Genomic DNA, 23542 nt, shown 5'->3' with positions numbered 1-23542 from the left:
GATTCTTTACAATTTTTACAATTAAGTTAATTAGATAGTTTTTTTTCATAAAGGGTGTTAAGATAAGTTATTGAAAAATTTGAAAGGATGTTCATAAATCATGAAGGTATATGCAGACTATGCAGCAACTACTAATGTTGCGCCGGAAGTTGTATCTGAAATAACTGAAGTATTAAGTGATCACTTTGGTAATGCTTCGTCAATACATCATATCGGGCGTGATGGTCGTCGGATTTTAGATCTGGCACGTATGAAAATTGCAAATATAATGAACGCATCACCAAGAGAAATTATCTTTACTAGTGGCGCTACTGAATCGAATAATCTGGCGATTAAAGGTATTGCATACCAGAATCAGCATAAAGGTAAACATTTGATTACCTCTTCTATTGAGCATCATTCTGTATTACACGTCTTTGAGCAACTTGAAAAAGAAGGGTATGAAGTCACATATTTGCCTGTGGATGCACAAGGCTTTGTAACAGTTGATAAATTGAAAGATGCACTTCGTGAAGATACGATATTAGTTTCTATTATGTTTGGTAACAACGAAGTTGGTACAGTTCAATCAGTTGACGAAATTGCTGAACTATTAAAAGAGCATCAGGCAATATTTCATACTGATGGCGTTCAGACGATTGGTCATATGCCGATCGATTTAAAGTCACTAAATGTAGATTTATTTACCCTCACTGCACATAAGTTCTATGGCCCAAAAGGTGTGGGTTTACTATATGTGAAAGATAAGACGCCATTACAATTTCAGCAGCTTGGAGGCGCACAGGAGACTAAACGTCGTGCGGGTACAGAAAATATCGCTTATATCTGCGGTATGGCAAAAGCATTAGAAATTGCTACAGATAATATTGAACAATCAAGTTTAAAATTGATACAATTGAAACAACATTTTATTAACGCGCTTCAGTCTTACGATATTCCGTTTGAATTGAATGGCGATATAAATGCATCATTACCTCACATCACTAATCTTTATTTTCCATTCAGCGATGTTGAGAAAATGCTTACAATCCTTGATATGAATGGTGTTTATGTATCAAGTGGTTCTGCATGTACTGCTGGTAGTATAGAACCGAGTCATGTACTTACTGCAATGTTTGGTGAACATCCACGTACAAAACAGTCGATACGATTTAGTTTTTCACATCAAATGACAGAAGAAGATATTGATTATATTGCATTACAAATTAAAAAAATTTATGAAATGAATAGAAATGAGTAGATAAGAATGACGAATGAAAAAACTAAAGTAGTAGTTGGAATGAGTGGTGGCGTTGATAGCTCAGTAACTGCGTTATTACTAAAAGAACAAGGCTATGACGTTATCGGTATATTTATGAAAAATTGGGATGACACTGATGAATTTGGTGTATGTACTGCCACCGAGGATTATGAAGATGTTATCCGTGTTTGTAATCAAATCGGCATCCCTTATTATGCAGTAAATTTCGAAAAAGAATATTGGGATAAAGTATTTACATATTTTCTCGATGAATATAAAAAAGGCAGAACACCAAATCCGGATGTAATGTGTAATAAAGAGATTAAGTTTAAGGCATTTCTGGATCATGCATTAGCATTAGGTGCTGATTATGTCGCTACAGGACATTATGCTCAAATACGTCGTAACGATGACAGTACCGTTGAAATGTTACGTGGAGTTGATAACAACAAGGATCAAACTTACTTCTTAAACCAGTTATCACAAGAACAATTACAACATGTAATGTTTCCTTTAGGGCATCTGCAAAAACCAGAAGTACGTGAAATCGCTATTAACAATAACTTAGCAACTGCTAAAAAGAAAGATTCTACAGGTATCTGTTTTATTGGAGAACGTAACTTCAAAACGTTTTTAAGCGGTTATCTTCCTGCCCAAAACGGTAAAATGATGACTTTAGATGGCATTGAAATGGGAGAACACTCAGGATTAATGTACTATACCATTGGACAACGTCATGGGCTAGGTATCGGTGGAGATGGAGATCCATGGTTTGTTGTCGGTAAAAATTTAAAAGAAAATGTATTGTATGTTGAACAAGGATTTGACCACGATGCTTTGTATAGTGACTACTTGATTGCATCTGACGTCTCATTTATCAATGATATTGATTTGTCTAATGGATTTGAATGTACTGCTAAATTCAGATATCGTCAAAAGGATACGAAGGTTACCGTTGAACGTATTGATGACAATACGATTAAAGTGATTTTTGCTGAACCCGTGAGAGCAATTACACCTGGTCAGGCAGTTGTATTCTATCAGGACGAGGTTTGTCTTGGTGGTGCAACGATTGATGAAGTATTTAAAAATTCTGGTCAGTTAACATATGTGGTAACACAATAAATTTCAAAGGAGACAGCAATGTCTTCTTTTTTATTTTTTGATATAATAATACAATGAATATAATAGAGGAGAACGCTAATGAATGACGAACGCTTAATGCAACTGATTGAAACAAAACAATATGAAGAGGCACTAAAAATACTAATAGAAGCAATTGATGAAGAACCTGAAGAAGTGACACATTATATTAATATGGGAACGATTCTTCTGGATTCAAATCAACCGATTGAAGCGGAACGTTTCTTTCAAAAAGCTATTACTGTAGACCCGACTCATGGTGGTGCATACTATGGTCTGGCTAATATATATTACAATGCGGATCGATTTGAAGAAGCGATGAAACTGTATCATAAAGCCATTGAAAATGGACTGGAAGATGGTGATACATACTATATGCTAGGTATGTCATTTGTTAATCTAAGTGATTTCGCGTCAGCATTACCATTTTTAATGCGTGCACATGAACTCAAACCGGATGACACTGAGATAACATTCCAATATGGTCTTGTGATGTGTCAGATGAATATGTTTGAAGAAGCATCAAAGACTTTAGAGCGTGTATTAAGTGATAATCCAGATCATACAGACGCGATTTATAATAAGGCACTTGCAGATTATATGATGACAGAAAATATCGATGCAGCGATTGTTGAATTTGAGCGTGTTATTGACATTCAGCCTGATCATCTGCTAGCTGGCCATGCACTGAAAACATTTAAAGCAATGAAGGAGGAATAAACTTGGAGAACGCCACTTTATTTGATCAATCTTATGTTAAAGGCACTATTATCCGTATACTTTTTCAGAATAACGATAACTTTTATACGGTATTAAAAGCCGAGGTAATCGATACAAATGAAGATTTTGATGATGAAGTGACGGTTACAGGTTTCCTGCCTCAAATTGCAGAGGGTGACACTTATACATTTACCGGAAAGATTATGTTACACGCTAAGTACGGGAAACAATTGCAGGCAGAGAAATTTGAGAAGGATTTACCACAGTCAAAAGACGGCATCATTCATTATCTTTCCAGCGACCTATTTAAAGGTGTCGGCAAAAAAACAGCACGTACAATTGTTGAAATACTTGGCGAAGATGCACTAAATATTATTTTAGATGATAAAAGCAGTCTGGACCAGATTCCGAAATTATCGCAAGATAAAAAAGATTTAATTTACAATACAATCAATGAAAATCAAGCGATTGAGAAAGTAATGATTCAATTAAATGATTGGGGCTTTGGCCCTCAGCTTGCAATGAAAATCTATCAGTTTTACAAAGACGATACGATAAGAGTAATAAATGAATCACCTTATCAATTAGTGATGGATATCGAAGGTATAGGTTTTAACAAAGCTGATGAATTAGCCCGTCATATCGGTATAGATAACAATCATCCTGAACGATTAAAAGCAGCATTAGTTTATGGTATGGAGCAGGCGTCATTACAGAATGGTCATACTTACATTCCGGATCAGATTTTACTCGAGACAAGCTTCAATCTATTAACTAAGAATGGTTCTGAAGTTAACCCCGATGCATTAGTAGATGCATTAACTGAACTTTGCGAAGAGAAGAAATTACTTGTCGAACATGAAAAAAATATTTATATACCTAGTTTATTTTATTCTGAAACAAAGACCGTTCAAATATTACACCGATTAATGAATCATCAAGATCAACTTAAGCAGTTTGAGCAATCTGAAATAATGCTTGCTATTGGAGAGATTGAACAGTTATTTGAAGTGTCATATGCAGAAAAACAGAAGGATGCTCTATTGCAGGCGATGCATAGTAAACTGATGATTTTATCTGGTGGTCCTGGTACTGGGAAAACAACGGTTGTTAGAGGTATTGTGACACTTTATGCAGAGCTGCATGGATTAAGTCTTGACTATAATGATTATGATGGGCAGGACTTTCCGGTAGTTGTTGCAGCACCAACAGGTCGTGCATCGAAACGACTCTATGAATCCACTGGATTGGAAGCAACTACGATTCATAGACTTATCGGTTGGACCCGAGATAATAAGCCGGATGATATTCTGGAAAATGAAATTACTGCAAAGCTTATCATTATTGATGAGATGTCTATGGTTGACACGTGGTTAATGTTTCAATTGATGAAAGCAGTACCAAATGACGCTCAGATCATTTTTGTAGGTGATCAGGATCAGTTGCCATCCGTAGGTCCAGGACAAGTATTTAAAGATTTAATAGAGTCTCAAATTATTCCTCAGATTGAATTGAATGAAGTTTATCGTCAGCAGGAAGGATCTTCTATCGTTGAACTGGCACATCAGATTAAGCGAAATGAACCATTCGATATCACAAAACGATACAGTGATAGAAGTTTTATTCCATGTCAAACGGATCAAATTCCAGAAGTTATCGAGAAAATCGTTACATCAGCTGTTAATAAAGGTTACGATATGCGGGACATTCAGGTGCTCGCGCCAATTTATCGAGGTAATGCAGGGATTCGTGCATTAAATAAAGTTTTACAGAAAATATTAAATCCACCAGAAGATAAAAAGCGAGAAATGGAATTTGGTGATGTTGTCTTTAGAAATCACGATAAAGTTTTACAGCTTGTTAACCGACCTGAAGATGGTGTATTTAACGGAGACATCGGAGAAATCGTAGGTATCTTTAAAGCAGCAGAAAATGCACTGAATAAGGATGTCGTCATTGTAGATTATGATGGGAATGAAGTAACGTATACAAAAGCTGATTTAATTGAAATTACCCATGCATATTGTTGTTCGATTCATAAAGCTCAAGGGTCAGAATTTCCGATTGTCATTATGCCTGTTGTCAATCAGTACTATAGAATGCTGCAGAAAAATATATTATATACAGGATTAACACGTGCGAAACAGTCACTTATCTTTTGCGGTGATGTTAATGCCTTTAATGATGGTATAAAAAGATTAGGAAATGCCAGATTCACTTCTTTTTATCAATTTTTAATGGATTATTTTAGCACAGATGATCAGAAAGACATTGTAAAACGCGATGCAAATGCCCATGAAATTATACATGATGAAGGATTAAATAGCTTGCCAATTCAAGTTGGTGAAATGACCGAAGAGAATATGTATCTCATTTCACCGATGATTAATATGGGAGACATATCTCCCTATGATTATGTTTAAGTTGACGGTAAGCATGTGATTCAATTATAATTTAACTAATTCAAATTTAAAGCTGAGTAGGTAATCCCTCAAGACCTAGAGACATATCGGTTGGTGAAAGATATGCTTGATATTACTGAAGCTACTTTATCTTATGATTACGAATATTAATCGAGTGATGACTTTGTCATAACTAGGGTGGTACCGCGAACACGTTCGTCCCTTTTTTAGGGATAACGTGTATTTTTTTATTTTAAAGGAGAAGATAATAATGAAACGATTAACTGCAGCAGAAATTAGACAAATGTATTTAGACTTTTTCGTAGAGAAAGGACATATGATTGAGCCTTCAGCACCATTAGTACCGATAGATGACGACACACTTCTATGGATTAACTCAGGTGTAGCAACACTTAAGAAATACTTCGATGGGCGTGTTATTCCAAAAAATCCACGTATCACAAATGCACAAAAATCAATCCGTACAAATGATATTGAAAATGTAGGATTTACGGCACGTCACCATACATTCTTTGAAATGTTAGGGAATTTCTCTATTGGTGATTACTTTAAGAAAGAAGCAATTGAATTTGCATGGGAATTTTTAACGAGTGAGCGCTGGATGGCGATTGAACCAGAAAAATTATACGTTACAATTCATCCGGAAGATACTGAAGCGTATGATTTCTGGGTTAATGATATCGGTTTAACTGATGACCGTATTACACGTATTGAAGGAAACTTCTGGGATATCGGAGAAGGTCCGAGTGGTCCGAATACTGAAATTTTCTATGATCGTGGAGAGAGCTATGGCCAAGATGATCCTGCAGAAGAAATGTATCCAGGTGGAGAGAACGAGCGTTATTTAGAAGTATGGAACTTAGTATTCTCTGAGTTCAACCATAACCCTGATCACACATATTCACCTCTTCCAAAGCAAAACATAGATACAGGGATGGGTTTAGAGCGTATGGCTTCTATTTCACAAGATGTTCCGACAAACTATGATACAGATTTATTTATGCCGATTATAGAAGCAACAGAACAAATTTCAGGAAAAAAATATCGTACTAATAAAGAAGATGATATTGCTTTCAAAGTGATTGCAGACCATATCCGTACAGTAAGCTTTGCAATTGGTGATGGTGCACTACCATCAAATGAAGGGCGTGGATATGTATTACGTCGTTTACTACGTCGTGCAGTTCGTTTCGCTCAGAAATTAAATATTAATAAACCTTTCATGTATGAGCTTGTTGATATCGTAGCAAGCATTATGAAACCATATTATCCAGATGTAGATAAAAATAAAGATTTCATTAAAAAAGTAATTAAATCTGAAGAAGATAGATTCCATGAAACACTTGAAGAAGGTTTAGTACATTTCAATGCATTAAAAGAAGCTGCACAAAATTCAGATAAACGATTAAAAGGCGAAGATGTATTCAAATTGTATGATACATTCGGTTTCCCTGTTGAATTAACTGAAGAATTAGCTGAAGAAGCAGGTATTGCAGTTGATCATGAAGGATTTGAAATGGCTATGGAAGCACAGCGTACACGTGCGCGTGAATCAAGACAAAAGACGCAAAGTATGCAGGTTCAAAATGAAGTGTTATCGAATATTAAAATTGACAGTAAATTCGTTGGTTATGATACTTTAACAAATGAAACAGAAGTAGTAGCGATTGTTGAAAACGGTGAAAGTGTAGATGCTTCAAAAGAAGATACAATACAGTTTATCCTTTCTGAGACACCATTTTATGCTGTAAGTGGTGGACAAATTGCTGATACAGGTATTGTTTCAAATGAAGATTTTGAGATTGAGGTTACTGATGTTACAAAGGCCCCAAATGGTCAAAATCTGCACACAGGAACAGTTCGTTTCGGTAAAGTAACTGTTGGTACTAAAGTGAAGGCGCAAGTAGATCCAAACTTCAGAACATTTGTAATTAAAAACCATAGTGCGACACATTTAATGCATCAGGCATTGAAAGATGTTTTAGGCACACATGTTAATCAGGCTGGTTCATTAGTAACACCAGAACGACTTCGCTTTGACTTTTCTCATTTCGGTCCAGTTACATATGAAGAAATAGAAAAAATAGAACGTATCGTAAATGAAAAAATATGGGCAAATCTACCGGTTGAAATTAATGAAATGTTGATAAAAGAAGCAAAAGAAAAAGGTGCGATGGCTTTATTCGGTGAAAAATATGGTGATATCGTTCGTGTTGTTGAAATGAGTGATTATTCAATTGAGCTATGTGGTGGTGTGCATGTACGCAACACAGGAGAAATAGGATTATTCAAGATTGTTTCTGAATCTGGTACAGGTGCTGGCGTACGTCGAATTGAAGCAGTAACAAGCAAAGCAGCATTTGAATATTTATCAACGTATCAAGATACAGTGAATGATATTTTACCAAAAGTGAAAGTAAAACAGAAAGAACAATTAACTGGAAAGATTGATGAATTAACTGCTACAATCCGTAGTCAGGAAAAAACAATCACTGAATTGAATAAAACAGTAGCATCTCTTAAGATGGGTGACATTACAGAACAAGTTAAAGAAATTAACGGACTTAAGTTATTAGCAGTGGAAGTAGATGCAGAAGACAATAAAATGCTGCGTGAACTTATGGATGACTATAGATCAAAATTACAGGATGCAGTTATCTTTATTGCTGCAGCAAATGACAAGTTAAATTATATGGCGAGTGTACCAAAAGACAAAACTTCACAAGTGAAAGCTGGAGACATTATAAAAGGTGTTGCAAATGCAACTGGCGGTAAAGGTGGCGGCCGTCCTGATTCTGCGCAAGGTGCAGCAAATGATCCAGCTGGTATTACAACAGCATTACAATTTGTGAAGGATTATATTAATACATTGTAATTAAAAATTGTTTTATAGTATGATATTATTGTATAAATGTCATACAAAGGAGTGTATTGCAGTGGAAAATTTCGATAAAACAATGAAGTTCAACATTGATGAACTGCCGAAAGAAGAAGTAAGAACTGTATTATTGAATGTTTATAATACTTTAGAAGAAAGAGGATATAGCCCGATCAATCAAATCGTTGGTTATCTATTATCTGGAGATCCAGCTTATATTCCAAGACATAATGATGCCAGAAATCAAATCCGACGTTTAGATCGTGATGATATTATGGAACAACTTGTATCAAACTATATTCAAACTGAGAAAAAAGGTAATGAATAAAGTTATTGGTTTAGATGTTGGTTCTAAAACGATTGGTGTTGCATTAAGTGATGCCATGGGTTGGACTGCACAAGGTCTTACTACACTCCGCATCGATGAAGTAAATGAAGAGTTTGGGATAGCCGAACTCAAAAAGATCATAGATGAAAATAATGTTGATACAGCCGTTATTGGATTACCTAAAAATATGAATAATTCAGTAGGGCCAAGGGGAGAAGCATCAATTCGATTTAGTGAAATGTTGAAAGCAGTTTGTCCTGATATTAAAATAGTAATGTGGGACGAACGTTTATCGACAGTTGGTGCTGAAAGAACACTGTTAGAAGCGGATGTTTCACGCAAGAAAAGAAAGCAGGTCATTGATAAGATGGCTGCAGTTTTCATATTACAAGGGTATTTAAATTCAAAATAAAAAGGATGATTAAAATGACAGAAGAAATGAACAATCAGGAATTAAATGAAGCGACATTAGATATCAACAATGAAGAAGAGTTATTAACTTTATTTGATGAAGAAGGCAACGAGGTTTTATACCGTAAACTTGTTAGTTTCTTCCACCCAGGATTTGAGAAAGAATATGTTATCTTAGCTGAAGAAGGTTCAGATGAGGAGGAAGAAATCGAATTAATTCCAATGATCAATGTACCTGATAGCGAAGGAGAAGGCGGGAAATTAATTCCTATAGAAACAGATGAAGAGTGGGATATGATTGAAGAATTCGTAAACACTAACTTTGATGAAGAAGAAGAGCTTTAATCTTAAAGGAGTTTGATTATGTCGAATAGAAACAAAGAAATTAGAGATTCAAAATCTTTCTCTAAACTTCTTTCTTCTATCATTATCGGAATTATTATTATAGGCGTGTGTATTTTAGCAGTTGGTAGTTATTTTTATATTAGCTCTAGCCAAAAGCCACTGAATCCAGACGATAAGTCTACTACTAAGATAGAAATATTACCTGGTGAGTCTGCAACGATGATTGGAGAAAAATTAGAAAAAGAAAAGATCATTAAAAGTAGTACGATGTTTAAATATTATTTAAAGTTTAATAATATTTCTAATTTCCAGGCAGGAAATTATGAATTATCGCCTTCTATGACATTTAAGCAGATTTCGAAAAGTCTTCAAAAAGGTGAAGTTTACATTCCAGTAGTCTTTAAGATGAATATTCCTGAAGGTATTACAATCGATCAGATCGGTGAGATTGTTGAAAAGAAAACTTCAATTAATAAAGCGGATTTTGTTAAAAAAGTAAATCATCCTGCTTTCATTAAAAAGATGCAGAAGAAACATCCGAAGTTAATTACAAAAGAGATATTTAACAAAGACATAAAAGTACCTTTAGAGGGTTATTTATATCCGGCGACGTATGATTTTACAGAAAAGAATCCAACGACTGAAGAAATCGTTGATAAGATGCTTACAGCGACTGAAGAAAATGCATTTCCGTTATGGGATAAGTATGGTGGCATTTTATTGACAGAAGCTGGTACGGAAAAACGTTTAACGTTCCATGAATTCCTGACATTCTCATCATTAGTGGAAAGAGAAGCTACAGGACTAACAGATCGAGCGAAAATTGCATCAGTATTTATTAATCGTATGGAAGCAAACCCTGCGATGCCACTGCAGACAGACCCCACAGTATTATATGCGCTAGGTCGTCATAAAGCTGTTACATATGAAGCAGATTTGAAAGTTCAATCACCTTATAACACGTACATCAATACAGGTTTACCACCTGGACCGATTGCAACAAGTGGTAAAGAATCAATGGAGAGTGTCTTAAATCCTGCAAAGACAGATTATTTATACTTCTTAGCAGCAAAAGACGGTAAGAACTATTTCTCTAAAACATATGAAGAGCATTTACAACTTAAAGATAAACATATTGATAGTCAGCAATAAGAATAGGATATTTCTCCTATTCTTTTTTGATTTTATTATGTTGTAATTTTACTATTACAATTTTGGTTGTTTTATGGTACAATATCATGAAAATATAAAACACTACTACCAGCCGATGTGGTTGGTAATTTTTTCGTTAAAGGATTGTTTTAATTGATTAAAGAAGAGACATATATCAGTAAATTAAATCCAGTCAGTACAATCGATGGTTTAATTGAAGTTGCAAAAGAAAATGATGTGCCAATTATGGACAAAATATCAGTAGAATTCGTCAAACAGTTGATTCGTATACATCATGCAAAGTCAGTGTTAGAAATCGGTACAGCAATCGGATATAGTGCATTACATTTTGCATCTGTAAGTGAGAATATTCATATCACCACGATTGAGCGCAATGCAACAATGTATCAATATGCTTTAAAGCATATTGAACAATATAAAAAAGCTCACCAAATTCGCCCGATTTTTAAAGATGCACTTGAAGCATTTGATGAGGTGAGCGACAAAGAATATGATATATTATTTATCGATGCTGCAAAAGCGCAATCATTAAAATTTTTTGAGTTATACAGTCCGCTTGTTAAAAAAGGCGGCTTAATTATTACTGATAATATTTTATACCACGATTTTGTAGGCAATATTGAAATTGTGCGCAGTAGAAATATAAAACAGATGGTGCGCAAAATCGAAAAATATAATACTTGGTTAAGTGAAAATACAGCTTATGATACGAATTTTATCGATATTGGAGATGGAATGAGTATTTCAGTGAAAAAATAAAGGAGTACATTATGACAGAATTATTAGTAACACCTAAATCTTTATCTCACATAAGTGAATTAATTGAAGCAGGTGCAGATGCATTTGTTATCGGAGAAGAACAATTTGGATTACGTCTGGCGGGAGAATTTAAACGTGAAGATTTAAAAGCTGCAATTGATATAATTCATCAACATAATAAGAAAGCTTATGTTGCAGTAAACGGTATTTTTCATAATGAACATTTAGATGCAGTTGAAGAATATATGAAATTTTTACATGTTGTAAAACCAGACGCAATTTTATTTGGAGATCCTGCAATTGTAATGTATGAAAGAGAACTAGGCAATACGATACCTTTACAATGGAATCAGGAAACATTAGTAACGAATTATTTCCAGGTGAACTACTGGGGACAACGTGGTGCAAACCGAGCGGTACTTGCACGTGAGTTATCTCTTGATGAAGTATTAAACATTAAAGCGCATAGTGATGTTGCTATTGAAGTGCAAGTCCATGGCATGACATGTATGTTCCAATCGAAACGTAGTTTGCTAGGTAATTATTTTATGTATCAGGATAAAGTAATGAAAATTGAAAATCGTGAAATTAAAGATGCAATGTTACTTTATGATGAAGAACGTAATAATAAATATCCAATTTTTGAAGATAGTAATGGCACACATATTATGAGTCCAAATGACATTTGCGTTATCGAAGAATTAGAAGAATTAATTGAAGCAGGTATTGATTCATTTAAAATAGATGGCGTATTACATTCAGAGGAATATATTACGACAGTGACAAAAGCATATCGACAAGCGCTTGACCTTTATAATGAAGATGTAGAAGCATATGAAGATGCTAAATTTGATCTTGTAGATATGATTGAAGAAATTCAACCAGAACATCGCCCACTGGATCAAGGATTCTTATTTAAACAAACTGTATATTAAGGAATGATTTGATGAAAACGGAATTAGAAATTAAAAAACCAAAACAAATAATAAAGAAACCAGAATTATTAGCGCCTGCAGGTAACCTTGAAAAATTGAAAATTGCCGTACATTACGGTGCAGATGCAGTATTTCTTGGTGGCCAAGAATACGGATTACGTTCAAACGCTGACAATTTCACGATTGAAGAAATTAAAGAGGGCGTAGACTTTGCGAATAAATATGGTGCTAAAATTTATATTACGACCAATATTATCGCCCATGATGAAAATATGGATGGTTTAGAAGATTATCTTATCGCCCTAGAAGGGGCTGGAGCGACAGGGATTATCGTAGCAGATCCGCTAATCATTGAAACATGTAAACGTGTTGCGCCTAAACTTGAAATTCATCTTTCGACACAACAATCATTATCAAACGTGAAAGCTGTTGAATACTGGAAGTCAGAAGGTTTAGAACGTGTTGTGCTTGCTCGTGAAACAAGTGCTGAAGAAATTAAAGAAATGAAAGAAAAAATTGATATTGAGATTGAAGCGTTCATTCACGGTGCAATGTGTATCGCTTATTCTGGACGTTGTACATTAAGTAACCATATGACAGCACGTGACTCAAATCGTGGCGGATGTTGTCAAAGTTGTCGCTGGGATTATGATTTATTAACAGTAGATGATGGTGAACTTGATGTTGTTTATGATGGAGAGGCAACACCTTTTGCAATGAGTCCAAAAGATTTAAAGCTTGTTGAATCAATTCCGAAGATGATTGATATCGGTGTAGATTCATTGAAGATAGAAGGTCGTATGAAATCAATTCATTATATCGCTACAGTTGTATCTGTTTATCGCAAAGTAATCGATGCGTATTGTGCAGACCCTGAAAATTTCAAGATTGATCCGCAATGGTTAATTGAATTAGATAAATGTGCCAATCGTGATACAGCAAGTGCATTCTTTGAAGGAGTCCCTGGTTTTGAAGAGCAAATGTTTGGTCATGAACAGTCAAAAAAAACACCTTTTGATTTCTGTGGTTTAGTGTTAGACTATTCTGAAGAAACACAAATTGCTACAATTCAGCAACGTAACAACTTCAAACCAGGACAGGAAATTGAATTCTTTGGTCCTGAAATAGAAAACTTTAAACAAGTAATCGATGTTATATATGATGAAGAGGGAACAGAATTAGATGCAGCACGTCATCCTCTTCAAATTGTACAAATTAAAGTAAAACATCCAGTCTATCCAATGAATATGATGAGGAAGGAACTGAATTAATGGCGCATACGACAATCATCGGTATTGCGGGAGGTTCTGGTTCAGGTAAGACATCAGTAACTTCTAAAATACTTAAAAATTTAGAAGGCTATAGTGTAGCTTTAATCGAGCAGGATTATTATTATAGAAATCAGGATCATCTTAGTTTTGAAGAACGTTTAAAGACCAATTATGATCATCCTTTAGCATTTGATAATGATTTACTTATTCAAAATTTAATTGATTTGCGTAATGGTGAGACTGTAAAAGTTCCGACATATGATTACACAAATCATACAAGAAGTAAGAAAACGATTACATTTGAGCCAAAAGATGTTATTATAGTAGAAGGCATTTTTGCTTTAGAAAATGAAACACTTCGTGATTTAATGGATGTTAAGATTTATGTTGATACGGATGCAGATCTTCGTATTTTAAGAAGACTGATGAGAGATATAGAAGAGCGTGGTCGAACAATGGAGTCAGTTATTGATCAATATTTAACTGTTGTTAGACCGATGCATAATCAATTCATTGAACCAACGAAACGATATGCTGACATTATTATACCTGAAGGTGGCAGTAATGCAGTTGCTATCGATATTATGACAACAAAAATACAATCATTAATTCGAGTGAATTAGTAGAAAGAAGGATTTATCCATGGAAATGCAAAAAGAATACCCAATGACGAAAGAAGGATTTGAAAAGTTAGAAGTTGAATTAGAACATTTAAAAACAGTAAGACGACCTGAAGTCGTTGAAAAAATTAAAGTTGCTCGTAGTTTTGGTGACCTTTCTGAAAACTCAGAATACGATGCAGCTAAAGATGAACAAGGCTTTGTTGAACAGGAAATTACTAAAATTGAAATGATGTTACGTCATGCAGTTATTATTGAAGATGATGGTTCAAAATCAGAAGTTCAATTAGGAAGAACAGTAACATTTACTGAAGTGCCTGGTAATGAAGAAGAATCATATAAAATTGTAGGTTCTGCTGAAGCTGATCCTTTTGAAGGTAAAATTTCAAATGAATCTCCAATTGCTAAAGCATTACTTGGTAAAAAAGTTGGCGATGAAGTAAACGTTCCATTACCAAACGGCAATGAAATGCGTGTTAAAATCGTTGAAATCAGCTAATATATTATATATACATTAAAGTAGATCTTATGATCTACTTTTTATTTAGGAGGAATTCGTGTGATTGGAATTATCGGAGCAATGCAGGAAGAAATTGAAATTTTAAAGGGTAATATGCAGGAACTGCAAACTGAAAAAATTGCCCATGTTGAAATCTATAAAGGGCATTTATATGGTAAAGATGTTGTATTAATGCAAAGTGGTATCGGTAAAGTTAATGCTGCAATCTGTGCAACACTGCTTATCCAGAATTATCAACCGGAGATGATTATTAATACAGGTAGTGCAGGTGGCTTAGGTGCTTCTTTAGCAGTTGGTGATATTGTTATTAGTCAAAGCGTACTTCATCATGATGTTGTTGCGACTGCTTTTGGCTATGAATTAGGGCAAGTACCAGGTATGCCTGCACGATATCTAGCTGATGAAAAATTAATTGAATATACACAACAGGCAATTGAAAAAAATAATCTTAAAGCACATATTGGACTTATCGTTTCAGGTGATAGTTTCATTGGATCATCAGAACAAAAGAAAGCAATCATAACAAACTTTAATGAAAGCCTTGCAGTTGAGATGGAAGCAGCTGCAGTGGCACAAACATGTCATCAATTTGAGGTTCCGTTTATTATTACACGTGCCATTTCTGACCTTGCAAATGGTGAAGCAGAGATGAGTTTTGAAGAGTTCTTAAAAGTGGCTTGCGTATCAAGTTCTAAAATTGTAAAATCATTAATAGAGACATTACCAGCTTAAGGGGATAGGAGGCGCACGTTATGTTATTTATTATGGCATTATCAGTAATTGCAACTGCAATTATCGGATTTTTAATTTACACAGGTACTGAAGTAGATTACGCTCCAAATCAAGAAATCGAATAATGCATTGTACCCCAATCCTTATTGGATTGGGGTTATTGATTGTATACCAGGGTATAACAAAGCAATATAAAATTTAGAGGTGACTTATGGGATTATTTCAAAAATATTTATTACCAAGTAAATATGCAAAGTCAATATTTGAAATCACACCAGAAGAATTATCAGGACGTGGTGTAAAAGCGATTATTACTGATCTGGATAATACACTTGTTGGCTGGGATGTTACATTGGCAACACCTGAAGTGATTGACTGGTTTAATAGTATGCGTGAACACAACATTAAAGTTACAATTGTTTCAAATAATAATCAGGCACGCGTGGCAACATTTGCTACACCATTAGAAGTAGATTATATTTTTAACGCACGCAAGCCTATGGGACAAGCATTTAAGAAAGCCTGTGTCGCAATGGGAGTACAACCTGAAGAAACTGTAGTTATCGGTGATCAGATGATGACGGATGTACTTGCGGCTAATTCTAATGGATTTTATTCAATTATGGTGGTTCCAGTGAAATCTAATGATGAATGGAAAACACGTGTCAACAGAATGATTGAACGCAAGTTTTTAGCATATTTTAAGAAAAAAGGTTTAATTAACTGGGATAACTAAACATCTATATATACTAGCAGAGACAAATCGATTGTCTCTTTTTTCTTTGATAACCTTAAATTTACCTTAAAAATATCAATTTATTATTTTTAAACAACATATAATGGTAAAATAGATGTAACACTTCTTTATATAGAGGGGGATTTATTTGAAACTATTTCTTATATGGTTATTTATTTTAGTAATCGTGCTGATAGTTCTTTATTTTGTGTTAAGTCGTCTTTATGATTATTTTAGCCATAGAGAAGCAAAAGAACAGATTGAACAACAAAATATCGAAAATTTACGCAAATATGAATTGAATCAGGCTGCATTAAAAAGTAAAAAGAAAATGCTTGAAAGTGAAATATTTGCAAAGACTGGTATGATTGGTGACATAGCAGAAATAAAGCATTTAGAAAAGGAGCTGGAAGAAGTTAATGAACTCATCGACAGAATCAGTAAAGACAATTAGACCTAATAACAGAAAACCAATCAATAGAAAGTCGTTATTTTTGACGAGTATTCTCGGGATATTGTTATTATTAGGCATTATGTTAGCATTTATGTCTATAGAAAAAGTACCTCAAGGATACCAAGCGGTCATCTATTCAGTCAGCGGTGTTAAAGAAGAGACTAAACCTGCGGGCTGGCACTTTATATTTCCGTTAGACAAAGCTGTACATTACCCAATTCGTACGCAGACGAAAGAATACACAGATTTAAATGTAGCCACTAGTGACGGTAAAAATTTAAATATGGATATTAGTGTTAACTATCATGTGGATCCTACAAAAGTTGTGAAGATCTTTAATAAATTTGGTAACGCTGATATTACAGGACTTGAAAATGGGTTCCTGCGAACGCGTGTATTAGATGGTTTACGCCAATCAGTTGCTAAATTCTCAGTTATTGAGACGTTCGGTGTAAAAACAGGAGAAATTAAGAAAAATACGTTAGAACAGTTACAGCAAAACTTAACAGATCAAGGATTTATTGTTGAAGACATTGCGATTTCCAGCCCAAAAGCTGATAAAGCAACACAAGCTGCAATTGACGAACGTGTAAAAGCGAATCAGGAATTAGAAAGAGCAAAGACAGATAGAGCAATCGCTGAGCAAAATGCTGAGAAAAAACAAATTGAGGCAGAAGGTCAGGCTAAAGCCAATGCTATATTAGAAAAATCTTTGACAGATAAAATCATTCGTAAACAAATGATTGATAAATGGGACGGTAAGCAACCGATTACGATTGGTGGAGAAGGCGTTATCGTTGATCTGAATAAGTAGTCATTTTGAGTTCGGGTATTTCCTGAACTCTTAATTTGTATTACATATACTAAAATCAACGCATAAGTTTATTTATTCTTTACAAAAATGATAATATTCGTTATTATATTTATACGAATTTAATATATGCGGGTGTAGTTTAGTGGTAAAACCTCAGCCTTCCAAGCTGATGTTGTCGGTTCGATTCCGATCACCCGCTTAATCTGGGTCGTGCATACTCGCACAACCCTTTTATTTTGTCTTACAATACTTAGTAGACGTTATGTGCTAAAATAGATATATTGATAAATATTTTCAGGAGGAACATTATTTGAGTAATGAAATGAAATGTATTGGTTGTGGTGCAATCTTGCAGTCAACAGACCAATCAAAGCCAGGCTACGTTCCAAATTCAAGTTTGGGCAAAGAGGATGTTATTTGTAAACGTTGCTTTAGATTAAAACACTATAATGAGATACAGGATGTGCATTTAACAAGTGATGATTTCTTAACCATGCTAAATGCCTTAAGTGATAAAGATGGTATTATCGTTAATGTGATCGATGTATTTGATTTTCAGGGGTCATGGATCAATGGTTTAAAGCGAATCGTTGGAAATAAAAAGGTCATAATTGCGGCGAATAAAATGGACTTATTACCGAAATTAATTAATAAACGTCGTGTAAAATTATGGATAGAAAAACAGGCGAAAGATTTAGGTATGAAAGCTGAGGATGTAGTGCTCATATCTGCACAAAAGAATCATGGTATCGATGAATTATTAGAATCAATTGAAACACACCGTGCGGGAAAAGATGTTTATGTGGTTGGGACGACAAATGTCGGTAAATCAACTTTAATCAATAAGTTAATTGAAACAAGCGTCGGTGAAAAGAATGTCATTACGACCTCTCATTTTCCAGGTACAACGTTAGATTTAATTGATATTCCTTTAGATGAACATTCATTTATGTATGATACACCTGGTATTATCCAGGCACATCAAATGACACATTATGTAAGTGATAAAGAGTTAAAAGTCATAATGCCGAAGGATGAAATTAAACCACGTAACTTTCAGTTGAACGAAGGTCAAACATTATTTTTAGGTGGACTTGTTCGCGTTGATTACTTAACAGGTGGTCGTCGAAGCTTAAACTGTTTTGTTTCGAATATGCTTAATATACATCGAACGAAGCAGGAGAATGCTGAATCGCTATGGCACCGCCAAATAGGGGAGTTGCTATCGCCTCCAGGAACAAAAGATTTTGATTTTGATAATGTCAAAAGAACTACACTATCCATTAAAGAAGATAAACAAGATATTATTATTTCTGGTCTAGGGTTTATAACTGTAGAAAAAGGTGCAGTTATAGATGTATATGCACCGAAACAAGTCGATGTATATTTAAGACCAAGTATTCTATAAAGTAGGTGGCGAAATGAATTTTGCAGTCATTGGCCATCCCATCCGTCATTCGTTATCTCCAGTTATGCATCATGCAAATTTTAAAGCTTTAGGAAGAAATGATGAATACAGTGCTTTAGATATTGATCCGAAACATTTTCATCATGTTAAAGATATTATCGCGCAAAATCATTTAGACGGGTTTAATGTTACAATTCCGTTTAAAGTTGATATTATGGCATATTGTGATGTCATAGATGATGCTGCACAAATGATTGGTGCAGTAAACACTGTGCACATTAAGGATGGAAAATGGATAGGGTATAATACGGATGGAATAGGGTATTTATCAAGCATAGATCATGTTCTAAAAGATAATATGAATATATTAATTTTAGGTGCCGGTGGAGCAAGTCGGGCAATTAGTTATACGATGATGCAAAATCATCAGGTTACGGTTGCTAACCGTACGCTAAAGCGTATTGAATCGTGGCCGTTCAAAGTTAACGGTATGACGTATAACGCACTTAATGACTTATCAATTTATGATTTAGTCATCAATACTACACCTGTAGGAATGACCGGATTTGATGAGGTGCCGTTGATTCGATGCCAGGAATTAAAACAATCGTGTGTAGTAAGTGATATTATTTATACACCGGAAAAGACAGCATTTTTAAAAGAAGCAGCATTACAAGATTTAAAAATAATAAATGGATTAGGTATGTTTGTGATGCAAGGGGCTAAAAGCTTTGAGTTATGGACGGGACTAAAAGCTGCTTCACACGCAATGAGCGAAGCAGTGCAAACAACCTTGAAAGGAAGAAATAAATGTTAACAGGAAAACAAAAAAGATTTTTACGAGCAGAAGCACACCATCTTGATCCCATCTTTCAAATTGGAAAAGGTGGCATCAGTGATAATTTAATTGAACAGCTAAATGATGTGCTTGAAAAAAGAGAGCTAATTAAAGTAAGTGTACTGCAAAATAATGATGATGACAAACAAGAACTTGCTGAAATAATTGCTCGACGTGTATATGGTGAACTTGTACAGGTTATTGGGTCAACAATTATTTTATATAAACCATCAGTAAATAATAAGAAGATTGAATTACCACGATGAAAATAATTGTCTATGGCGGTTCATTTGATCCGGTTCACATCGGACATTTAACTGTGGCAAATGAAGTGTTTCATCAGGAGCAGCCAGATATTTTCATATTCATACCTACAGGACATAGCCCTTTAAAGAAAAGTGGTGCACATACGACTAATAATGCCCGTATTTCGATGCTGAAACTAGCTATTGATTACTTAGGTTTTGGAGAAATTGATACTGTAGAGATGCATCGGGAAGGTAAAAGCTATACGTATGACACAATGCGATATTTGCAGGATAAATATCCAGGTGCAGACATATCGATAATCATCGGTACTGATCAGTATATTTCTATAGCACAATGGTATGAAATTGAAAAATTAAAAGAAATGGTTCGGTTTATAGTGGTTAACCGAGATGTTGATACACAAGACTTGCCTGAACCATTTCAAGCTTTTATTATACCTAGAATGGATATCAGTTCTACAATGATTCGTAATCGAATGGCACAAAACAAGACAATAAGATGTTTTGTAATAGATACGATTGAGCGATTGATTAGAAAGGAACATCTATATGAAACAGAAGAAAGCTAGAAAACTTGTTGAAGAGAAACTACCTAAGAAAAGATATGAGCACTCAATTCGCGTTGCAGAAACTGCATTAAAAATGGCTGAGATTTTCAATGGTGATCAGGATACTGTTGAAATGGCCGGTATTTTGCATGATTATGCTAAATACGATGAATTGAGTAAGTTATACCAGGCAGTAACGAAATATAATCTCGATAATGATCTATTGTCATATAACTCAGAAATTTTACATGGTCCGGTAGCTGCTGCATACATGATGGATAAGCATGAGATAGATTCAGAGATATATAACGCGATTTATTATCATACTACAGGACGCGCCGGAATGGGTTTAAACGAAAAAATTATCTTTATTAGTGATTATATTGAACCTGGACGTACTCAACCTGGTGTGGAAGATATTCGTAACATTGTTTTTGAAGAAAAGAATTTAGATAAAGCAATTTATGAAATATCTAAACGTACAGCATTATATTTAATTGAAAATGATAAACCGATATATCCTAAAACGATAGAATGTTTAAATTATTATAATTTACAGAAGTAAAAGAAAAGGAATGATTGAATGGAAAAAGAAGCATTATTGGAACTTGCGTTTAACGCATGCGATAACAAAAGAGCAGAAGATATTATTGGAATTAATGTAGCGAATGTTACAGGTATTACGGACTATTTCGTAATTTGTGAAGGGAATAGTGACCGTCAGGTACAGGCAATTGCACGTGAAGTAAAAGATGAAGCCCAAAAACATGGTATCGAAGTCAATCGACTTGAAGGTTTTAATGAAGCACGTTGGATTTTAGTTGATCTAGGGGATGTTGTAGTGCATGTATTTCATCACGAAGAACGTGACTATTATAACTTAGAGAAGTTATATCGTGATCAGGAAATTATTGAGTATATGCCGGAGCAAGTTTAATGTCTTACGGTCAGTTTGCATCAATCTATGATCAGTTTATGTATGATCAGCCATATGATAGATGGCTTGAAGTGATACGACCATATTTGAAAGATAATGTGTTAGATTTAGCAACAGGCACGGGTGCTTTAATTGATTTAATGCCACCCACTATTAAAGTGACAGGTGTCGATCTAAGTGAAGAGATGTTAGCAATTGCTGCATCAAAACGAAGTGATGCGACCTTAATTGCTCAAGATATGACAAAGCTAGAACTCAATCAAAAATTTCAATTAATTACTTGTCTATGTGACAGTTTAAATTATTTAGCTGAACCAGAAGATATACAGGAAACGTTTCAACGTGTTTTTGAACATCTGGAGGAAGATGGTATCTTTATTTTTGATGTACATAGCACAGCTAAATTTGAAGCCTATTTTGATAACCAGACATATAGTGACGAACTTGAAGGGATGTTATATATTTGGCATGCTGTTCAAGGTGAAGTACCGTTTTCTGTTTATCATGATTTGACTTTCTTTATCAAAGATAATGAGAAAGATATTTATCATCGTTTTGATGAACAGCATTATCAGAGAACATATGAAATTGATGAATATAAAGTGATGTTAGGACAGATTGGTTTTGAGATTATCACTATATTTGCAGATTTTGATCCGGATTTTGTTGTGGATACAAATGACGAAGCATATTTTGATCGTGTATTTTTTGTTGTAAAGAAGAAAGAAAAGATGAAATAATATTTAATTTGTGACAAATAAAATATTTTTAAGCACTTCTACAGATAATAATGTGGAGGTGTTTTTTTATGTATTTAGAATTGATAAAAACATGGATAGACAAAAATAAGATGTCCAGTCTATTTATAGGAATTATTATTATGCTTAGTGTCGTAGTCATCTTTCAAAATAATGACCAATCAAAGAAAGTGCGTGATAAGACTTCGTTAAGTCATTTTGCACAAATGGATGTTAAAGAAACAAAAGCATCTTTAATACCTGTAGACCAGCAATCTAAATTGACGAATGATAAGCAGCAAGTTATTACGGAAGTAAAAGTAGATATTAAAGGTGCTGTAAAATTCAGCGGTGTATATCCTGCAAAATCAAATCAAGTGGTCAATGATATTGTCAACCTGGCAATCCCCCTTAAAAACGCTGACCTTGATGCAGTAAATCTAGCTGCACCTATTAAGGATGCAATGGTAGTCTATATACCATTTAAAGGTGAAGTGAAGCAGGATAAATTTTCGATGTATCAACAAGCAGGAACACATAATAGTAATGCGCAAAATGATAAAAAAGTAATTAATATAAACACATCTGAACAAAGCGCTTTAGAAGAAATTCCTGGAATAGGGCCGAAAAAAGCTCAGGAAATTATTCAGTATCGCGAAACAAATGGTGGCTTTAAATCAATAGAAGAAATTAAAGAGATAAAAGGAATAGGGGATAAAACGTTTGAAAATTTAAAGGATTATATATCTATTTAAATGTCTGTACAAATTTAGTTCACCTTGAATAAAATATGAATAAATATTACAATGAGTTCAAAAAGACATAGGTGATGTTATGGAAAGAATTCAATGGAAAGAATATTTTATGGCACAATCACAATTATTAGCATTACGCTCAACGTGTACACGTTTAAGTGTTGGGGCAACAATCGTAAAAGATAATCGAGTAATTGCAGGTGGATATAATGGTTCTGTATCGGGGGAAGTACATTGTATCGATGAAGGATGTTACATAGAGAATGGTCATTGTATTCGTACAATTCATGCTGAAATGAATGCGTTATTACAATGTTCAAAAATGGGTGTCTCAACTGAAGATGCTGATATTTATGTGACACACTTCCCGTGTATGCATTGCACGAAATCAATTATTCAGGCAGGTATAAAGAAAATATATTATGCGAATGATTATAAGAATCATCCTTATGCAATTGAGCTGTTAAAAAAGGCTAATATAGATACTGAAAAGATTGAATTCAATCCTAAACATGTAGCAAGCTATTTTGAACAAATGTAAAGATAGG

Annotated in this window: 27 protein-coding genes and 1 tRNA gene; all 28 read left to right on the top strand. The window is 34.4% G+C overall.

Annotated features, from left to right (window positions below; genetic code table 11):
• The first annotated feature begins 100 nt into the window (after positions 1 to 100).
• Entirely contained in the window at positions 101 to 1240 is a 1140-nt protein-coding gene (locus HT586_RS08115; protein ID WP_203545571.1) for a cysteine desulfurase family protein, read from the top strand.
• A gap of 6 nt (positions 1241 to 1246) precedes the next feature.
• Positions 1247 to 2365, top strand: a complete 1119-nt coding sequence (mnmA, locus tag HT586_RS08110) for a tRNA 2-thiouridine(34) synthase MnmA (protein ID WP_188017243.1) — start codon at positions 1247 to 1249, stop codon at positions 2363 to 2365.
• 78 nt (positions 2366 to 2443) lie between these two features.
• Entirely contained in the window at positions 2444 to 3103 is a 660-nt protein-coding gene (locus tag HT586_RS08105; protein ID WP_096076285.1) for a tetratricopeptide repeat protein, read from the top strand.
• Between the two features lie 2 nt (positions 3104 to 3105).
• Positions 3106 to 5526: an SF1B family DNA helicase RecD2 gene (recD2, locus tag HT586_RS08100; protein ID WP_188017244.1), complete on the top strand. Its 2421-nt coding sequence runs from the start codon at positions 3106 to 3108 to the stop codon at positions 5524 to 5526.
• A gap of 250 nt (positions 5527 to 5776) precedes the next feature.
• A complete protein-coding gene (gene alaS / locus HT586_RS08095; protein ID WP_203545570.1) occupies positions 5777 to 8401 on the top strand; it encodes an alanine--tRNA ligase in 2625 nt (874 codons plus the stop codon).
• A gap of 61 nt (positions 8402 to 8462) precedes the next feature.
• Positions 8463 to 8732, top strand: a complete 270-nt coding sequence (locus tag HT586_RS08090) for an IreB family regulatory phosphoprotein (RefSeq protein WP_096076288.1) — start codon at positions 8463 to 8465, stop codon at positions 8730 to 8732.
• The gene (gene ruvX, locus HT586_RS08085) at positions 8725 to 9144 is read left to right on the top strand and encodes a Holliday junction resolvase RuvX (protein ID WP_203545569.1); all 420 of its coding nucleotides are present in this window, start codon (positions 8725 to 8727) and stop codon (positions 9142 to 9144) included. The genes HT586_RS08090 and ruvX overlap by 8 nt, the downstream gene beginning before the upstream one ends.
• A 14-nt stretch (positions 9145 to 9158) precedes the next feature.
• Positions 9159 to 9488: a DUF1292 domain-containing protein gene (locus tag HT586_RS08080; protein ID WP_096076290.1), complete on the top strand. Its 330-nt coding sequence runs from the start codon at positions 9159 to 9161 to the stop codon at positions 9486 to 9488.
• Positions 9489 to 9506: 18 nt separating this feature from the next.
• Positions 9507 to 10640, top strand: a complete 1134-nt coding sequence (gene mltG / locus HT586_RS08075) for an endolytic transglycosylase MltG (protein WP_238999210.1) — start codon at positions 9507 to 9509, stop codon at positions 10638 to 10640.
• A gap of 153 nt (positions 10641 to 10793) precedes the next feature.
• Positions 10794 to 11420 (top strand): O-methyltransferase, encoded by a 627-nt coding sequence (locus HT586_RS08070; RefSeq protein ID WP_096076291.1) that lies wholly within the window; start codon positions 10794 to 10796, stop codon positions 11418 to 11420.
• 11 nt (positions 11421 to 11431) lie between these two features.
• Entirely contained in the window at positions 11432 to 12355 is a 924-nt protein-coding gene (locus tag HT586_RS08065; protein ID WP_096076292.1) for a peptidase U32 family protein, read from the top strand.
• Positions 12356 to 12366: 11 nt separating this feature from the next.
• Positions 12367 to 13626 carry a peptidase U32 family protein gene (locus HT586_RS08060; RefSeq protein WP_203545568.1) on the top strand — a complete coding sequence of 420 codons (1260 nt, stop codon included), beginning with the start codon at positions 12367 to 12369 and terminating at the stop codon, positions 13624 to 13626.
• Complete coding sequence (gene udk, locus HT586_RS08055; RefSeq protein ID WP_203545567.1) at positions 13626 to 14249, top strand: uridine kinase; 624 nt, start codon at positions 13626 to 13628, stop codon at positions 14247 to 14249. The genes HT586_RS08060 and udk overlap by 1 nt, the downstream gene beginning before the upstream one ends.
• 19 nt (positions 14250 to 14268) lie before the next feature.
• Positions 14269 to 14745, top strand: a complete 477-nt coding sequence (gene greA / locus HT586_RS08050) for a transcription elongation factor GreA (RefSeq protein ID WP_099578553.1) — start codon at positions 14269 to 14271, stop codon at positions 14743 to 14745.
• A 60-nt stretch (positions 14746 to 14805) separates the two neighbouring features.
• Positions 14806 to 15498 carry a 5'-methylthioadenosine/S-adenosylhomocysteine nucleosidase gene (gene mtnN, locus HT586_RS08045; protein ID WP_203545566.1) on the top strand — a complete coding sequence of 231 codons (693 nt, stop codon included), beginning with the start codon at positions 14806 to 14808 and terminating at the stop codon, positions 15496 to 15498.
• Between the two features lie 211 nt (positions 15499 to 15709).
• A complete protein-coding gene (locus HT586_RS08040) occupies positions 15710 to 16234 on the top strand; it encodes a YqeG family HAD IIIA-type phosphatase (protein ID WP_203545565.1) in 525 nt (174 codons plus the stop codon).
• 148 nt (positions 16235 to 16382) lie between these two features.
• Entirely contained in the window at positions 16383 to 16688 is a 306-nt protein-coding gene (locus tag HT586_RS08035) for a hypothetical protein (RefSeq protein ID WP_096076298.1), read from the top strand.
• Positions 16654 to 17502, top strand: a complete 849-nt coding sequence (locus HT586_RS08030; protein ID WP_203545564.1) for a prohibitin family protein — start codon at positions 16654 to 16656, stop codon at positions 17500 to 17502. Before HT586_RS08035 ends, HT586_RS08030 begins: the two co-directional genes overlap by 35 nt.
• A gap of 128 nt (positions 17503 to 17630) precedes the next feature.
• Positions 17631 to 17701, top strand: a tRNA-Gly gene (locus HT586_RS08025).
• Between the two features lie 111 nt (positions 17702 to 17812).
• A complete protein-coding gene (yqeH, locus tag HT586_RS08020; RefSeq protein WP_203545563.1) occupies positions 17813 to 18910 on the top strand; it encodes a ribosome biogenesis GTPase YqeH in 1098 nt (365 codons plus the stop codon).
• 13 nt (positions 18911 to 18923) lie between these two features.
• Positions 18924 to 19727 (top strand): shikimate dehydrogenase, encoded by an 804-nt coding sequence (gene aroE, locus HT586_RS08015; protein WP_203545562.1) that lies wholly within the window; start codon positions 18924 to 18926, stop codon positions 19725 to 19727.
• On the top strand, positions 19721 to 20014 hold the full coding sequence (gene yhbY, locus HT586_RS08010; protein ID WP_203545561.1) for a ribosome assembly RNA-binding protein YhbY: 294 nt from the start codon (positions 19721 to 19723) through the stop codon (positions 20012 to 20014). The genes aroE and yhbY overlap by 7 nt, the downstream gene beginning before the upstream one ends.
• Positions 20011 to 20586: a nicotinate (nicotinamide) nucleotide adenylyltransferase gene (gene nadD / locus HT586_RS08005; RefSeq protein WP_203545560.1), complete on the top strand. Its 576-nt coding sequence runs from the start codon at positions 20011 to 20013 to the stop codon at positions 20584 to 20586. Before yhbY ends, nadD begins: the two co-directional genes overlap by 4 nt.
• A complete protein-coding gene (yqeK, locus tag HT586_RS08000; RefSeq protein ID WP_096076304.1) occupies positions 20567 to 21130 on the top strand; it encodes a bis(5'-nucleosyl)-tetraphosphatase (symmetrical) YqeK in 564 nt (187 codons plus the stop codon). The genes nadD and yqeK overlap by 20 nt, the downstream gene beginning before the upstream one ends.
• A gap of 18 nt (positions 21131 to 21148) precedes the next feature.
• The gene (rsfS, locus tag HT586_RS07995; protein ID WP_096076305.1) at positions 21149 to 21502 is read left to right on the top strand and encodes a ribosome silencing factor; all 354 of its coding nucleotides are present in this window, start codon (positions 21149 to 21151) and stop codon (positions 21500 to 21502) included.
• On the top strand, positions 21502 to 22242 hold the full coding sequence (locus tag HT586_RS07990; RefSeq protein WP_203545559.1) for a class I SAM-dependent DNA methyltransferase: 741 nt from the start codon (positions 21502 to 21504) through the stop codon (positions 22240 to 22242). Before rsfS ends, HT586_RS07990 begins: the two co-directional genes overlap by 1 nt.
• 68 nt (positions 22243 to 22310) lie before the next feature.
• A complete protein-coding gene (locus HT586_RS07985; protein WP_203545558.1) occupies positions 22311 to 22994 on the top strand; it encodes a helix-hairpin-helix domain-containing protein in 684 nt (227 codons plus the stop codon).
• A gap of 79 nt (positions 22995 to 23073) precedes the next feature.
• Positions 23074 to 23535, top strand: coding sequence for a ComE operon protein 2 (locus HT586_RS07980; protein WP_203545557.1), 462 nt, complete (start codon positions 23074 to 23076; stop codon positions 23533 to 23535).
• The last annotated feature ends 7 nt before the right edge of the window (positions 23536 to 23542 follow it).

The organism is Macrococcoides bohemicum (genome assembly GCF_016865215.1).
Lineage (GTDB): Bacteria > Bacillota > Bacilli > Staphylococcales > Staphylococcaceae > Macrococcoides > Macrococcoides bohemicum.
Note: the sequence above shows the minus strand (reverse complement) of the source record. Positions and strands in the feature narration are given on the sequence as shown.

Coding starts and splice junctions, on each gene's coding strand:
- HT586_RS08030 (WP_203545564.1), top strand. CDS start 16,654: ATGAACTCATCGACAGAATCAGTAAAGACAATTAGACCTAATAACAGA.
- HT586_RS08115 (WP_203545571.1), top strand. CDS start 101: ATGAAGGTATATGCAGACTATGCAGCAACTACTAATGTTGCGCCGGAA.
- yqeK (WP_096076304.1), top strand. CDS start 20,567: ATGAAACAGAAGAAAGCTAGAAAACTTGTTGAAGAGAAACTACCTAAG.
- HT586_RS07990 (WP_203545559.1), top strand. CDS start 21,502: ATGTCTTACGGTCAGTTTGCATCAATCTATGATCAGTTTATGTATGAT.
- rsfS (WP_096076305.1), top strand. CDS start 21,149: ATGGAAAAAGAAGCATTATTGGAACTTGCGTTTAACGCATGCGATAAC.
- greA (WP_099578553.1), top strand. CDS start 14,269: ATGGAAATGCAAAAAGAATACCCAATGACGAAAGAAGGATTTGAAAAG.
- HT586_RS08080 (WP_096076290.1), top strand. CDS start 9,159: ATGACAGAAGAAATGAACAATCAGGAATTAAATGAAGCGACATTAGAT.
- nadD (WP_203545560.1), top strand. CDS start 20,011: ATGAAAATAATTGTCTATGGCGGTTCATTTGATCCGGTTCACATCGGA.
- HT586_RS08060 (WP_203545568.1), top strand. CDS start 12,367: ATGAAAACGGAATTAGAAATTAAAAAACCAAAACAAATAATAAAGAAA.
- mnmA (WP_188017243.1), top strand. CDS start 1,247: ATGACGAATGAAAAAACTAAAGTAGTAGTTGGAATGAGTGGTGGCGTT.
- udk (WP_203545567.1), top strand. CDS start 13,626: ATGGCGCATACGACAATCATCGGTATTGCGGGAGGTTCTGGTTCAGGT.
- HT586_RS07985 (WP_203545558.1), top strand. CDS start 22,311: ATGTATTTAGAATTGATAAAAACATGGATAGACAAAAATAAGATGTCC.
- ruvX (WP_203545569.1), top strand. CDS start 8,725: ATGAATAAAGTTATTGGTTTAGATGTTGGTTCTAAAACGATTGGTGTT.
- HT586_RS08065 (WP_096076292.1), top strand. CDS start 11,432: ATGACAGAATTATTAGTAACACCTAAATCTTTATCTCACATAAGTGAA.
- mltG (WP_238999210.1), top strand. CDS start 9,507: ATGTCGAATAGAAACAAAGAAATTAGAGATTCAAAATCTTTCTCTAAA.
- HT586_RS08105 (WP_096076285.1), top strand. CDS start 2,444: ATGAATGACGAACGCTTAATGCAACTGATTGAAACAAAACAATATGAA.
- HT586_RS08040 (WP_203545565.1), top strand. CDS start 15,710: ATGGGATTATTTCAAAAATATTTATTACCAAGTAAATATGCAAAGTCA.
- aroE (WP_203545562.1), top strand. CDS start 18,924: ATGAATTTTGCAGTCATTGGCCATCCCATCCGTCATTCGTTATCTCCA.
- HT586_RS07980 (WP_203545557.1), top strand. CDS start 23,074: ATGGAAAGAATTCAATGGAAAGAATATTTTATGGCACAATCACAATTA.
- alaS (WP_203545570.1), top strand. CDS start 5,777: ATGAAACGATTAACTGCAGCAGAAATTAGACAAATGTATTTAGACTTT.
- yhbY (WP_203545561.1), top strand. CDS start 19,721: ATGTTAACAGGAAAACAAAAAAGATTTTTACGAGCAGAAGCACACCAT.